13 protein-coding genes are annotated in these 12,530 nt (G+C 72.8%); 5 read left to right on the forward strand and 8 right to left on the reverse strand.

Translation table 11 applies throughout. The annotated features are described in order from the left end of the window. Positions 1–43: 43 nt before the first annotated feature. The gene (locus ACQEVI_RS24090; protein WP_432903917.1) at positions 44–1,489 is read right to left on the reverse strand and encodes a dihydrolipoyl dehydrogenase family protein; all 1,446 of its coding nucleotides are present in this window, start codon (positions 1,487–1,489) and stop codon (positions 44–46) included. 1 nt (position 1,490) lies between these two features. Continuing rightward, a complete protein-coding gene (locus ACQEVI_RS24095) occupies positions 1,491–2,048 on the reverse strand; it encodes a hypothetical protein (RefSeq protein ID WP_432903920.1) in 558 nt (185 codons plus the stop codon). 152 nt (positions 2,049–2,200) lie between these two features. Between ACQEVI_RS24095 and ACQEVI_RS24100 the strand changes: the two genes are divergently transcribed. Both ACQEVI_RS24100 and ACQEVI_RS24105 read left to right on the forward strand, forming a co-directional pair. Beyond that, positions 2,201–2,788 (forward strand): TetR/AcrR family transcriptional regulator, encoded by a 588-nt coding sequence (locus tag ACQEVI_RS24100; protein ID WP_432903922.1) that lies wholly within the window; start codon positions 2,201–2,203, stop codon positions 2,786–2,788. Between the two features lie 57 nt (positions 2,789–2,845). Beyond that, positions 2,846–4,252, forward strand: coding sequence for a threonine/serine ThrE exporter family protein (locus ACQEVI_RS24105; RefSeq protein ID WP_432903925.1), 1,407 nt, complete (start codon positions 2,846–2,848; stop codon positions 4,250–4,252). Positions 4,253–4,282: 30 nt separating this feature from the next. Here ACQEVI_RS24105 and ACQEVI_RS24110 read toward each other — a convergent pair whose 3' ends face one another. Both ACQEVI_RS24110 and ACQEVI_RS24115 read right to left on the reverse strand, forming a co-directional pair. Continuing rightward, positions 4,283–6,703 carry a protein kinase domain-containing protein gene (locus tag ACQEVI_RS24110; RefSeq protein ID WP_432903928.1) on the reverse strand — a complete coding sequence of 807 codons (2,421 nt, stop codon included), beginning with the start codon at positions 6,701–6,703 and terminating at the stop codon, positions 4,283–4,285. Between the two features lie 165 nt (positions 6,704–6,868). Beyond that, positions 6,869–7,228, reverse strand: a complete 360-nt coding sequence (locus tag ACQEVI_RS24115) for a MerR family transcriptional regulator (RefSeq protein WP_432903931.1) — start codon at positions 7,226–7,228, stop codon at positions 6,869–6,871. Between the two features lie 52 nt (positions 7,229–7,280). Between ACQEVI_RS24115 and ACQEVI_RS24120 the strand changes: the two genes are divergently transcribed. After that, positions 7,281–8,294, forward strand: a complete 1,014-nt coding sequence (locus tag ACQEVI_RS24120) for an aldo/keto reductase (protein ID WP_432903935.1) — start codon at positions 7,281–7,283, stop codon at positions 8,292–8,294. Positions 8,295–8,363: 69 nt separating this feature from the next. On the opposite strand, the gene ACQEVI_RS24125 is transcribed toward ACQEVI_RS24120, so the two are convergent. Then, positions 8,364–8,828, reverse strand: a complete 465-nt coding sequence (locus ACQEVI_RS24125) for an HtaA domain-containing protein (RefSeq protein ID WP_432903938.1) — start codon at positions 8,826–8,828, stop codon at positions 8,364–8,366. A gap of 146 nt (positions 8,829–8,974) precedes the next feature. Between ACQEVI_RS24125 and ACQEVI_RS24130 the strand changes: the two genes are divergently transcribed. Then, positions 8,975–10,048, forward strand: a complete 1,074-nt coding sequence (locus tag ACQEVI_RS24130) for a glycerophosphodiester phosphodiesterase family protein (RefSeq protein ID WP_432903941.1) — start codon at positions 8,975–8,977, stop codon at positions 10,046–10,048. 87 nt (positions 10,049–10,135) lie between these two features. Here ACQEVI_RS24130 and ACQEVI_RS24135 read toward each other — a convergent pair whose 3' ends face one another. After that, the gene (locus ACQEVI_RS24135) at positions 10,136–10,612 is read right to left on the reverse strand and encodes an ArsR/SmtB family transcription factor (protein WP_432903944.1); all 477 of its coding nucleotides are present in this window, start codon (positions 10,610–10,612) and stop codon (positions 10,136–10,138) included. Next, positions 10,613–11,269 (reverse strand): SRPBCC family protein, encoded by a 657-nt coding sequence (locus tag ACQEVI_RS24140; RefSeq protein ID WP_432903947.1) that lies wholly within the window; start codon positions 11,267–11,269, stop codon positions 10,613–10,615. A 154-nt stretch (positions 11,270–11,423) separates the two neighbouring features. Between ACQEVI_RS24140 and ACQEVI_RS24145 the strand changes: the two genes are divergently transcribed. Continuing rightward, a complete protein-coding gene (locus ACQEVI_RS24145; RefSeq protein ID WP_432903950.1) occupies positions 11,424–12,068 on the forward strand; it encodes a GNAT family N-acetyltransferase in 645 nt (214 codons plus the stop codon). A 65-nt stretch (positions 12,069–12,133) separates the two neighbouring features. Here ACQEVI_RS24145 and ACQEVI_RS24150 read toward each other — a convergent pair whose 3' ends face one another. Then, on the reverse strand, positions 12,134–12,529 hold the full coding sequence (locus ACQEVI_RS24150) for a hypothetical protein (RefSeq protein WP_377131718.1): 396 nt from the start codon (positions 12,527–12,529) through the stop codon (positions 12,134–12,136). Between the last annotated feature and the right edge of the window lies 1 nt (position 12,530).

The following is a 12,530-nucleotide window of genomic DNA, read 5'->3' on the forward strand; positions in this document are numbered from 1 at the left end:
GCCGGCCGCGCATGCGGTCGGCGACCGGAGGCCTTCGCACGCGCTACGCGGACCGGCCGTAGGTCTCCAGCAGCCGGAGCCAGACCTCGCTGATCGTGGGGTAGGCCGGGACGGCGTGCCACAGCCGGTCGATCGGCACCTCCGCGGTGATGGCGATCGTCGCGGCGTGGAGCAGCTCGGCGACGTCGGGTCCGACGACGGTGAAGCCGACCAGCACCTTGCGGTCCTCGTCCACGACCATCCCGGCGCGACCGGTGTACCCGTCGGCGTGCAGGCTGGCGCCCGCCACGGCCCCGAGGTCGTACTCCACGGCGCGGACGCGCAGCCCGGCCGCCTCGGCAGAAGCTGCCGTGTGACCGACGGACGCGATCTCCGGGTCGGTGAAGATCACCTGCGGGACGGCGCGCTCGTCGGCGGTCGCTGCGTGCCGGCCCCAGGGCTCCAGGTCCACGGGCTTGTCGCCCGCGCGAGCGACGAGGGTCTCGCCCAGCGCCCTGGCCTGGTACTTGCCCTGGTGCGTCAGCAGCACGCGATGGTTGACGTCGCCCGCGGCGTACAGCCAGCCGTCGCCGACGGGCGTGCCGTCGCTGCCGAGCACCCGCAGGGAGTCGTCCACGCGCAGCCAGTCGCCGGGGGCCAGCCCCACGTGCTCCAGGCCGATGGTGGCTGTGTTCGGGGTGCGGCCCGTGGCGACCAGCACCTCGTCGGCGTCGAACGTCGTGCCGTCGGCCAGGCGGACGTGCACCGTCCCGGCCTCGTCGCGGCGCACGCTCTCGGGCTCCGTGCGCAGGTGGAGCGTCACGCCGTGGCCCTTGAGGGTCTCGGCCACCAGGTCGCTCGCGAACGACTCCACGGTGGGCAGCAGCCCGTCGCGGGCGATCATCGTGACCTGCGACCCGAGGGCCGCGTAGGCGGTGGCCATCTCGGCGCCCACCACGCCGCCGCCGATGATCGCCAGCCGCCCCGGGACCGCCTGGGCGGACGCGGCCTCGCGGCTGGTCCACGGCGCGGCGTCGGCCAGGCCGGGGACGTGCGGGATCCGCGCGCTGCTGCCGGTGGCGACGACCACGGCGTGCCGGGCGGTCAGGACCGTGGTGCTCCCGTCGGTGCCCGTGACCTCGACGGTGCGGGGCGCGCTGATCCGGCCCACGCCGCGCACCAGCTCGATGTCGGCGCTGTCCAGCCAGGCGACCTGGCCGTCGTCGTGCCAGTGGGCGGCGAAGGCATCGCGGCGGGCGAGTACCGCGGCGGCGTCCAGCTCTCCGGTCACTGCCGCGTTCGCGCCGGGGAGGTTCCGGACCGCGCGCAGCGCGGCGGCGTCACGCAGCAGGGCCTTGGTGGGCATGCAGGCCCAGTAGGAGCACTCGCCGCCCACCAGCTCGCTCTCCACGACGGCGACCGTGAGGCCGCCCTTGACGGCGCCGTCGGCGACGTTCTCGCCGACCGGACCCGCGCCGATGACCACGACGTCGAAGGTGTTCTCGGTCATGTCAGCTCTCCTTCTTGGCGACTCGGTGCAGGCGCAGCGCGGAGGCGAGGAAGAAGATGCCGCCGAGCGTGGCGTACCCGGCCAGCGAGGTCAGCATGGCGTTCGGCCCGCCGGCCATCAGGAAGAAGCCCGTTCCGGCGAACACGGAGATGCCGCCGCTGAGGATCATGGCCCACTGCCCGCCGAGCCGGTAGCGGCGGACGGCGACGACGAGCTGCACGATGCCCGCGGTGATCGCCCAGACGCCCCACACGCGCAGCACGGCGGGGATGCCCGACGTGACGGCGACGGCCAGGCCGATGGCGGTGAGCAGGCTGAGGGCCATGTTGAGGTACAGGCCGACGGTCGGTCGCGCGGTCTTCGAGGACCGGAAGTCGACGACGGCGGCCGCGACGTCGAACAGCGGGTAGAGCACCAGCAGGCCGATCGCGACCGGGCCCAGGCTCTTGCCGACGGCGACCAGCAGCACCGCCCAGACGATGGCGAAGCCGAACCGGACGAAGTACAGGTTTCGCAGCGAGACGGCTGTGGCGGTGGGTGAATCCGTAGCGGTTGTCATGAGGTTCCTTGTGATCGAGGCCGCGGCGAGGGGAGCGGCTGCGCCCTTCCCAGCGGCGATATGTCTAGGTAGAATGACTAGTAACTCCACCTGTCTGGACAGTACACATCCACCAGCGCCGGGCGCAAGGGGAGCAAGAAGAGGAGCCACGTATGATCGCGACCGTGCAAGGGTCCATGCGAGAACGCCTGATCGAGGCGGCCAACGAGCTGTTCTACGCCCAGGGGCTGCGCGCCGTGAGCGTCGACAAGGTCATCGAGCGCGCGGGCACCACGAAGGTGACGTTCTACCGGCACTTCCAGAGCAAGGACGACCTGATCGTCGCGTACCTGGAGTCCCGCGCCGAGCTCGAGCGCACCGGCGTCGACGCGGCGATCGCCCACGGTGACGGCGACGTCGACGTCACGCTGGGCCTCATGGCCGACCACACCGGGGCGGCGGCGTGCAGCCCCGGGTTCCGCGGGTGCCCCTTCATCAACGCGGCCGCCGAGTACCCGGACCCGGACACCGCCGTCCGCAAGCTGGTCGACGCGCACCGCGACTGGTGGACGAGCGCGTTCGCCCGGCTCGTGGCCCCGCTCGGGCTGGCCGACCCCGCCGCCGTCGCGGACGACCTGATGCTGCTGCGCGACGGCATCATGGTCGCCGGCTACCTCGGGGAACCCACCAAGGTCGCCGCCTCGTTCCTGCGCAGCTGCCAGGCCGTCATCAAGTGCGCGCCCCGCGCGTCCGGCGGGTAGTCCCGGCGTGCTCCGGGCCGCGTGCCGGTGGCGGCGTCTCTGAGCACAATGGGGAGCATGCCTCAGCCAGCTCGTCGAAGCCTGTACTCGTCGGTGCGCAGAGCCCTGCGCACCGACCCGTCGGACGTTCCGGCCACCGAGGTGCATCCCGCCGTCGACGACACGATGGTCATCCGGTCGCTCGACCTGGCGATGCGCATCGGCGAGTCGATGTTCGCCGTCGGGGCGTCCGCCCACGAGGTGACCCTGGCGATCACCCGCGTGGCCGACGCGTACGGGCTCCAGGGCGTGCACGTGGACGTCACCTACACATCCATCACCCTGTCCTACCACCCCAGCGGCGAGAGCTGGCCGCACACGCTGCTCCGCGTGGTGCGCGTCGCGGCGCCCGACCACATGAAGCTGCAGCGGCTCCAGGCCCTGCTGGTCGACATCGACGAGGGCCTGGACCTCGACGAGGCGCGGACCGCGTTCCGGGCGATCCGCCGGGTGCCGTTCCGGTACCGGCAGCCCGTCGTCGTGACGGCGCGGGCGCTGCTCGCGGTCGGCGCGAGCATCCTCTCCGGGGGATCGCCGGTGGTCGTGGCGCTCACCTTCGTCGCGGCGCTCGCGGCCGCCGCGACGCAGTCCGGGCTCGCCAGGCTGCGCGTGCCGTCTTTCTTCAGCCAGATCGCGGGCGCCTTCGTCACCACAGCGGTCGCGGTGGTCGTGTCCGCGCTCGCCGCCGCGGACGTCGAGCCGTTCGCCGGCGTGCGGCCCTCCATCATCGTCGCTTCCGGGATCGTCCTCATGCTCTCGGGCCTCACCGTGGTGGGCGCGGCACAGGACGCCATCGACGGTTTCGCGCTGACGGCGGCCGGACGCATCCTCGACCTCACGCTGCAGACGCTCGGGCTGGTCGTGGGGATCCTGGCCGGGCTGGAGCTCGGCAGCATGCTCGGGTTCCGGATGACCCTGCCGGACGGTCCGCCACCGCTGGGCCCGCTGCCCGACCAGGTCTGCGGAGCGGTGATCATCGCGGTGGCCGTGGCGCTGTTCAACGGCGCGGGCATGCGGATCATCGCCGTCAGCGGGGTGCTGGGCGCGGTCGCGGCGCTCGGTTACGCCGTCGCGCTGACGGCGGCGGGGCTGCACCCGGCGGCGGCCAGCGGCGTCGCGGCACTGCTGGCCAGCTTCGTGGGTGTCCTGATCGCCCACAACCTGCATGTCCCGTCCGTCGCGGTGACGACGGCGGCCATCGTACCGCTCGTGCCCGGCGGCGCGGTGTTCTACGGGCTGCTCGGCATGGTGCACGCCGAGCCGGCGTCGGCGCTGACAGCCGACGGCGGGGCCGGCTCCCTGGTGCTCGCGGCATCGGTAGGGATCGGGCTGGCGGCGGGCGCGTCGCTCGGGATCTATCTCGGGACGCCGGTGCGGGCCACGCTCGCCGGCGTCGCACGCTCCCGCGCACGCGTCCGCCGCTGACGGCACGGTCCCGTCAGCGGCGGTTCCTCGTCAGGCTCCCAGGTACAGCAGGTCGGAGCTGATCGCCCACAACACTGCCGACCCCGCGCCCACGAGCAGCACGGAGACCACGTAGAACCAGATCCGCATGGGTTGCCCGACGATGCGCAGCAGCGCCGCCAGGCCGAGGGCGGCGATCGCGAACGCCGGCGCGGCCAGGAACGGGTCGCCCGCCTGCGGGTCTTGCGTGACCAGCAGGTACACGGCTCCCAGGAGCAGCAGCCGCGGGACCCAGCGCACCAGGGTGCCGAGCAGGCGTAGCGGCCACGGCCTCTTCTTGCGCTGCGGCGCGGCGACCGGGGCCGGGGGCCTCTGTTTCGCGGCCTGCTGGCCGGCCGGCTGCACCCTCTGCTGCGCACCGGGCCGGACGCCCTGCTGCACGGCCGGACGGGCACCCTGCTGGACACCGGGCTGGACACCGGGCCGGACACCCTGCTGTGCAGCCGGACGGGCGCCCGGCTGCATGCTCGGCGGCCGCGTCGCGGGCTGCTGCCGGGCGGGCGGCTGCATGACCGGCATCGGGCGCGTGGCGTGCGCTACCTGCTTCACCGGCGGTTGCTTCGGGGCCGGGCCGAGGTGCTTGACGGGGCTCTTGCGCGGCTCGAACGACTGGGGCTTCGGGGCCAGGGCCGCCTTGCGCACGACCTGGGTCGCCGCGACCGGCGAGGGCGCGGCCGATCCCGGCGGGACGGCCGGGGGAGCGGACCCCCGCCTGCCGCCGGCGGGCGCCTGCTCGACCTCCCGGACCGGTTCGGGGCTGCGGAACGCGCGCCAGCCGCGGAGCGTGTCCGCGTGGCCGTCGGGCGGGGACGCGCTCCGCCAGCGCATCGCCTGCCAGATCCAGTCCTTGATCTCGGCGGGTGTGCGGCCGTCGGCGACGTGCGCGCCGATCTCCGCGACGTGGTCGGCGACGACCTGCTCCGCGGCGCCGTCGAAACCGTCCGCGTGCACCTCGGCCAGGACGCTCATCAGTGCGCGGTCGTACACGAGGGCGTGCCAGGGCTCCGTGACGCGGGAGGAGGGCGTTGCGGCGTCGGACCGGTCGACGCCCGGCCGGAGCGGCCCCGGCTGGAACGGTTTGGTGTGGCCGCGTCCGGTCAGCACGTCGGTCGCCGGGAGGGCGGCCGCCTCGCCCGCCGTCACGCCGGCGCTGAGGACCTGCGAGGTGAGCATCAGCGTCGGGTCGGGCGTCGCACTCGCGAGACGGGCGCGCACCACCCGCGCGATGTTCTCCAGCGGCGGCCGGTGATCTGGCTGGTACCGGGTCATGGCGAGCACCAGCGACCGCACGTGCCTGTCGATGACGGGCGGTGCGGGCAGGGGCTCCTCGCCGGGGACGACGGCGGCGGGCTCCTCGTCGACCAGGTCGGTGGCCACCAGGTCGCGCCCCAGGAAGTTCAGGTCCAGCGGCAGCGTGCCCGTGCTCGCGTACAGGAGCAGCAGGCCGAGGCTGTACACGTCCGACCGCGGGTGCACCCGGCGCCCGAACAGCTCCGGCGCCATGTAGGAGACGGTTCCGGCGGGCTGGGTCGACGTCGCGGCGTCGAACACCTTGGCGATGCCCAGGTCGATGAGCACCGCACGGTCGCCGTCGACCATGATGTTCGCCGGCTTGAGGTCACGGTGCAGGGCACGCTGCTCCTGCAGCACCAGCAGCGCGTCGACCAGCTGCTTGGCCAGGCTCAGCGCCTCGCTTCCGGACAGCGGACCTTCCTCGCGCACGCGGTCCCGCAGCGTGGTGCCTGGCACGAGCTCCATCGCGAACCAGGGCTGGTCCGCGTCCAGGCCGGACTCCACGAAGCGCGGGAAGCCCCTGCCGTCCAGGCGTTCCAGGAGGTGCGCCTCCTGCGCGAAGCGATCCCTGGCGTCGTCGTGGAGGCCGGTGAGGACCTTGAGGGCTACCTCGGAGTCGTCGTCGGCCACCGCGCGGTACACGTGCGCGAAACCGCCGTGGCCGAGCGCCTCGGCGAGCGTGAACCGGCCCATGCGTTCGCCGCTCGCGGGGATGCGCCGAACCGGGCGCACGGGGAGCGCTCCGGCGAGCGGGGTGCGCCGGACCGGTGCGACGTCGGGTGCGGGCTCGGGTGCGAGGACCGGGACGAAGTCGGCCGGCGGGGCAGGCACCTGGGGTTCGTCGGGTTCCGGTGCCTGGTCGGACGGCGGTGCCTGGTCGGACGCAGGCGCCGGGTCGGGTGCCGGGGCTTCGTCGAGGGCGGGGTCGGGGTCGGCCGGCGGGGGCGGCGGAGGCTCCGCCGCCGAGGCCTGATCTGTCGCTGGGGCCGGAGCCGGCTCGGGGTCCAGGACGGAAGTCGGTGCGGCTACGGCTGGGAGCTCAGGATCGGGCAACGGGACCGGACCGGGGCCGACGGCCGCTGGCGCGACCTCGCCGACGCCTGGCGCTGGTGACGTCATGCGGGCAACCTACCAGCGCCTTCGCGCCCGTCCCAGAAAAGTCCCAGCCTGCCGCTGACGGATATTTCTGGTAATGGTCGGCCAACCTTCAACCAATAGTTGAGCCTCAGCCTCGACCTGAGGTTGAAGCTTGGTGCCGACGGTCCCGGCGTCGCGGTTGATGCCTCAGACGCCCTGTTCCCGGTACCACGCGATCTTCTCCCGCAGCCGCTCCTGCTGACGGCGGAGCGTGTCCATCGACTCCTGCACGCGCCGGTCGTGCTCGTCGAGCAGCGCCACCCGCGCGGCCAGGGTGGCCTCGTCGAGCGACAGCTCGGCGTACCGCTTGAGGTCGGCGATCGGCATGCCGGTGTCGCGCAGGCAGTGGACGAGGTCGAGCCAGCCCAGGTCGTCGTCGGTGTAGGTGCGGTGCCCGCTCGACGTGCGCGCGATGGGACGCAGGATGCCCTCCCGCTCGTAGTACCGCAGCGTGTCGATGCTGAAGCCGGAGACCTCGGCGGCCTGCGCGGGCGAGTATGTGGTCATGTTCAGATCTTGCCCTTGACCTGGAGCGCGCTCCAGGGTTTTGGCTCGTGCCATGACCACGTCGCAGACCACCTCGATGACCACGTCGCAGCCCACCACCGCCCACGACACCCAGCCCGCCGAACGTCTCGTGCTCGGCGCCATGATGTTAGGCACGGCGGTCGACGAGGCGACGTCGTTCGCCGTCCTGGACCGGTTCGTCGATGCCGGCGGCCGCTGGATCGACACCGCCGACTGCTACGCCTTCTGGGCGAGCGAGTCCGGCTACGGCGGGCAGAGCGAGGAACTCCTCGGCCGCTGGTTCGCGGCACGCCCCGGCGTCCGCGACCGCATCCTGCTCGCCACGAAGTTCGGGGCCGAGCCGCGCGACGCGGCGAACTGGCCCGCCTCCCGCACCGGCCTGTCCCCGGCGGCGATCCGCGAACAGATCACCGGCAGCCTGCGCCGCCTCGGCACCGACCACGTGGACCTCGCCTGGGGGCACATGGAGGACCGCTCGGTCCCGGTCGAGGAGACGGCTGACGCCTGCGCGGCCCTCGTGTCCGACGGCGTCGCTGCCCGCATCGGCCTCTCCAACCACCCGGCGTGGCGGGTCGAGCGGGCCCGGCAGCACGCCGTCGCCCAGGGGGCCGAGCCGTTCAGCGTGCTCCAGCACGCCTACAGCTACCTCCAGCCCCGCCCCGGGACGCTCACGGGGAACCACCGGTTCGGCTGGCTGAGCGACGAGCTGGCCGACCTGGCCGCCGTCGAGGGCCTGGACGTGTGGGCCTACACGCCGCTGCTGTCCGGGGCGTACGACAACCCGGCGAAGCCGATCCCCGAGATCTTCGACCACCCGGGCAGCACCCAGCGCCTCGCGGTGCTCGACGAGGTAGCGGCCGAGGTCGGGGCAGCACGTGGTCAGGTGGTCCTCGCCTGGCTCGTGGCGCGCGGCATCCGGCCGATGCTGGGCGGCAGCAAGGTGCACCAACTCGACGCGGCACTAGAGGCCGTGACCCTGGAGCTGGAGCCCGCCCTCATCTCGCGGCTGGACGAGGTAGACGTCATCCCGCCCTCCCCCCGTTGAGTGCTGGGTATTTGCCCTGTCGGAACGTTCCGACAGGGCAAATACCCAGCACTCAACGATCAGGGGTGGTCAGGTGAGGTCGATCGTCACGGGCTCGAAGGGGGTGGTTGCGGGGTAGGTGCCGCCCCAGAGCTTTGCGCCCTCTTCGGTCAGTTCTACCTGCTGCCAGGTGAGCCGCATGTCGTCCTCGGAGCGCTCGGGTGCCCCGACTAGCCGGAACGCGTCCGTGCGCACGTCCGCGTCGCGGTCCCGGATGGACATGGTCCAGTCGGGGCCGCCGTCTGCGGGGGCGGTGACCTCGATGTCGGCGACCTCGCCGACGAACGAGCCGAAGTGCCCGATGAAGACCACGGACCCCGTGAACGCGAACAAGCCGGAGTCGGCGGTCGGGTCCGGGCTGCGTTCCGGGTCGAGCGGGAAGTGGAACGAGGCGCCGCTGCCGCCGACGGCGTCGTCCTGCACGATGCGGCCGCCAGGCGCCCCCATGACGTACATCAGCAGGCTTGCCTTGATCTCCCAGTCCAGATGAGCCACGCGAGAACCGTACTCCCACGTGCGGGTTCATGGTTCTCGGCACCGTGAAGCGGTCATCGAGCGGATGACGCTCGTTCACAGGGGCTTCGACGGGACGACGGCGTGGCGCCATACCGCCGACACCGGACGTGGCCAGGCTCGGACGCATGAGAACCACCCCACGCCGCATCACCACAGCCCTGGCCGTGACCGTCGCGGGCGCGCTCGCCCTGGGCGCCGCACCGGCGTCCGCCGCGCCAGAGGGGCATCCCCGCGCCTTCGACCTCCAGGCCCATCGCGGCGGCATCGCGCTCACCGTCGAGAACACGCTCCCGGCCTTCGACAACGCGCTCGCGCTCGGCGTGAGCACGCTCGAGCTCGACGTGCAGATCACGCAGGACGGGTACGCCGTCGTCACGCACGACCGCGACCCGAGCCCCGCCAAGTGCGTCGACACGGAGCCCGCGTTCCCAGGCGATCCCGAGTTCCCCTACGTGCCCGACAAGACATACATCAAGGACCTCACGCTCGCGCAGGTCCGGACGATCGACTGCGGTTCGCTGCGGCAGCCGCAGTTCCCCGGGCAGGAGCTGCACCCCGGCGAGCGCATGCCGCTGCTGTCGGAGGTGCTCCGGCTGGTCAACCGCCACCACGCCCACCAGGTCACGCTCAACATCGAGACCAAGGTCGAGGCCGGCGCCCCTGAGCAGACGGCGCCGCGCGAGCAGTTCATCCAGGTCGTCGCGCGCGAGGTCCGCAGGGCGCACCTCGTGAACCAGGTCACGATCCAGAGCTTCGACTGGGGTTCGCTGATGCGGATGAGCGAGGTCGAGCCCCGGTTCCCGCTGGTCGCGCTGACCAACGGCCAGCAGTTCCTCCAGGTCGGCGCGCCGGGCGCGTCACCGTGGCTCGGTGGCATCGACATCGACGACTTCCAGGGTTCGATCCAGGAGAAGTTCGTCGCGGCCGCAGCCTCGTTCGGGGTCGACGCCGTCTCGCCCGTGCACGGCGACCCGCAGGGCGGCGGCGTGGACGACCCGGGCTACGTCCCCTTCACCACGCCCGAGCTCGTCGACGCCGCCCACGACGCCGGCCTGGACGTCATCCCGTGGACCGTCGACGACCGCGCCACCATCGAGTCCCTGATGGACATCGGCGTCGACGGCATCATCACGGACCGCCCCGACCTGCTGCGCACGATCATGGCGGAACGCCACCTGAAGCTCCCCAAGCGCTACTGACCGGCAGTACCGTCCGGGAGCCCAGTGATCTGGCCCAGAACTCCTGCGATTTCTGGGCCAGATCACTGGGCTGCGGGGGATCGGGGTTCAGCCGGCCGCTTCGCCCGCCCTGCTCTCGCCGCCCGCCTCGCGCGGCGCTGCCCGACGGCGTTCCCGGCGTCCGCGGGCCAGCTCCGTCGCCAGGGCGTCGAGCGGCTGGGCGAACGTGTCCTCGAACCGGGCAAGCCAGGCGCGGGCCGCGGCGGTCCCGGCGTCGTCCACGGCGTACAGGCGGCGCGTGCCCTCTGCGCGCACCTGGACCAGGCCCGCCTCGCGCAGCACCCGCAGGTGTTGCGAGACCGCCGGCTGCGTGATGCGCACGCGGGCCTGCAGGGCGGTGACCAGGGCTCCGGCCGGCTGCTCGCCGGTGACCAGGAGCTCCAGCAGTCGACGCCGCACCGGGTCGCCGAGCGCCTCGAACACGCCCGCCTGCGCCGAGTCCGAGACGCCGTCGCTGTCTGGAGCGCCGCTGTTCTGGTCCCGACCTTCCCGGCCGCCACGGTGCGGCCGGGCGGCCGCCGGCACTCAGGCCTCCGGCTCGGCGGTGGGCGGCACCGTGTAGAAGGCGAGGGTGCGCTCTCCTGCGGCGCGGGACTGGTCCGCGTCCTCCCCAGCGGCGATCGCGGCGTCGGCCCAGTCGGTGCTCGCGAGCCGCACGAACTCCACGCCGACGGGGGAGAGGGTCCACTCCTCGAACTCCTTCGCGTCGTTGTCGGAGCCGGTGGCCAGATGCAGGCCCAGGCCGACGAGGGAGAGGTCCCAGCCGACGCCGACGGCGCCCGGCCCGTACTGCGTCCAGAAGTCGGGGTCCACGGGGGCCTCGTGCACCAGCTCGAGCGTGGTGCCGTCGTCGGCCGGGCTGAGTGAGACCGTCACCCACGAGACCTGGCCGCCGAACTCCCAGGTGATGTCGAAGCTCTCCGGGGCGTCGCACCGCTCGACCTGGCCGCCGGCATTGCCCTCGAGCTGGTAGCGGCCGCCCACCGAGAGCTCGCCGTCGACCGGGAGGAACCACCGGGGCAGGCGCTCGGCAGAGGTCAGCGCGTTCCACAGGTCGTCGCGGTCGGAGGCGTAGGTGCGGCGCGCGACGGCGATCTTGGTCGGGACGCCGTCCCGGCTGCCGTCGCGGACCTCGCGGGTCACGAGACCGGCGGTGGCGACGGGATCGATGGTGGTGGTCATGGTGCTCCTTATATAAGCAGACACTTATGTTGGTTCACGAGACTCCCACGAGTGCAGGCGCTGGCGCAAGTGCAGGGATTTGTGACCGTGTCGATAAAAAGTGTGCCAAGCGGGTTGCCTCACGAGTGTCAGTCAGGCGGAGTAGGTTCCGAACATGGCCCAGATCGCCGTGGTTCCCGCGACTGCCGACCGGTTCGGCGACATCGCCCGCGTCCTCAACCCCACAGGGCGCGAGCAGGCGTGCTGGTGCATGCACTGGCGGGCGCCGACCAAGGAGGACGTCACGACGCGCGGGGCGCGGCTGCGTGAGCTGACCGAACGGGAGCCTGCGCCCGGAATGCTCGCGTACCTCGGGGATCCCGCCGGGGCGAACGCCGGCGCGGGGGAGTCAGGCGCGGAGGTGGCGGGCTGGCTCGGGTTCTCGCGGCGGTCGGACGCCAGATCGCTGCAACGGTCCCGGGTGCTGCCCGTCGGCGAGCCGGAGACGTGGGCCACCACCTGGGCGTTCATGTGCGTCACAGTGCGCGCCGGCTTCCGCCGACAAGGAGTCGCCCGGGCCCTGCTCGACGCCGGGGCCGACTACGCCGCCCGCCACGGGGCGACGGCGCTCGACGCGTTCCCCGTCGAACCCGAACCCGGTCGTCGGGTGCCCGTGGGCGCCGCCTTCGTCGGTACCGTCGGGATGTTCGAGGGTGCCGGGTTCGACCGGCTGGCGCCCACGGGTGCCACGAGCGGCCGGTTGATCCGCTGGCACATGCGGCGGGAGCTCACGGAGGGGCGGGCACTCCCGCCAGGCTGACCGCACGCCTCAGCTGATCGCCGCACACGGATCGTCGCGTGCGCCCGCCGCGCACGCGGCGGGCGCTACTCCTCGACCGGCACGACCACGCACAGCTCGAACGTCTCCCGGCCGCGGCGCAGGAGGTACCGCACGCGCTCCGCCGTCTCCTCCGACGCGTTCTCGTCCTTGTAGCTCCAGCGCACGTCGACCCAGAGCAGGGCGTCGCCGACCTGCTCCACGGCGCGCACCTCCGGGACGGCGGCGACGAGCCCCTGCTCCCGATAGGCGGCCAGCATGCCGCCGAGGGCGTCCCGCGCCGCCTCGGCGTCGGGCACGACGAGGGACCGTCCGGCCTCCACCACCACCGACGGGTAGGCGAGGCTCTCGGTCACGGTCTCCAGGTCGCCCGAGCCGAGCGCCACACCGTAGTCGACGAAGAACTTGACCAGGTCGTCCTGGTCATAGGGAGTGCTGCTCATC

Origin of the sequence: Promicromonospora sp. CA-289599 (genome assembly GCF_050936155.1) — a bacterium.
Taxonomy (GTDB): Bacteria; Actinomycetota; Actinomycetes; order Actinomycetales; family Cellulomonadaceae; genus Promicromonospora.

Bases quoted from the DNA above. Each gene is read 5' to 3' on its own strand.
- ACQEVI_RS24150 (WP_377131718.1), bottom strand. From the start codon at position 12,529: ATGAGCAGCACTCCCTATGACCAGGACGACCTGGTCAAGTTCTTCGTC.
- ACQEVI_RS24090 (WP_432903917.1), bottom strand. From the start codon at position 1,489: ATGACCGAGAACACCTTCGACGTCGTGGTCATCGGCGCGGGTCCGGTC.
- ACQEVI_RS24100 (WP_432903922.1), top strand. From the start codon at position 2,201: ATGATCGCGACCGTGCAAGGGTCCATGCGAGAACGCCTGATCGAGGCG.
- ACQEVI_RS24120 (WP_432903935.1), top strand. From the start codon at position 7,281: ATGACCACGTCGCAGACCACCTCGATGACCACGTCGCAGCCCACCACC.
- ACQEVI_RS24140 (WP_432903947.1), bottom strand. From the start codon at position 11,269: ATGACCACCACCATCGATCCCGTCGCCACCGCCGGTCTCGTGACCCGC.
- ACQEVI_RS24095 (WP_432903920.1), bottom strand. From the start codon at position 2,048: ATGACAACCGCTACGGATTCACCCACCGCCACAGCCGTCTCGCTGCGA.
- ACQEVI_RS24115 (WP_432903931.1), bottom strand. From the start codon at position 7,228: ATGACCACATACTCGCCCGCGCAGGCCGCCGAGGTCTCCGGCTTCAGC.
- ACQEVI_RS24130 (WP_432903941.1), top strand. From the start codon at position 8,975: ATGAGAACCACCCCACGCCGCATCACCACAGCCCTGGCCGTGACCGTC.
- ACQEVI_RS24145 (WP_432903950.1), top strand. From the start codon at position 11,424: ATGGCCCAGATCGCCGTGGTTCCCGCGACTGCCGACCGGTTCGGCGAC.
- ACQEVI_RS24105 (WP_432903925.1), top strand. From the start codon at position 2,846: ATGCCTCAGCCAGCTCGTCGAAGCCTGTACTCGTCGGTGCGCAGAGCC.
- ACQEVI_RS24110 (WP_432903928.1), bottom strand. From the start codon at position 6,703: ATGACGTCACCAGCGCCAGGCGTCGGCGAGGTCGCGCCAGCGGCCGTC.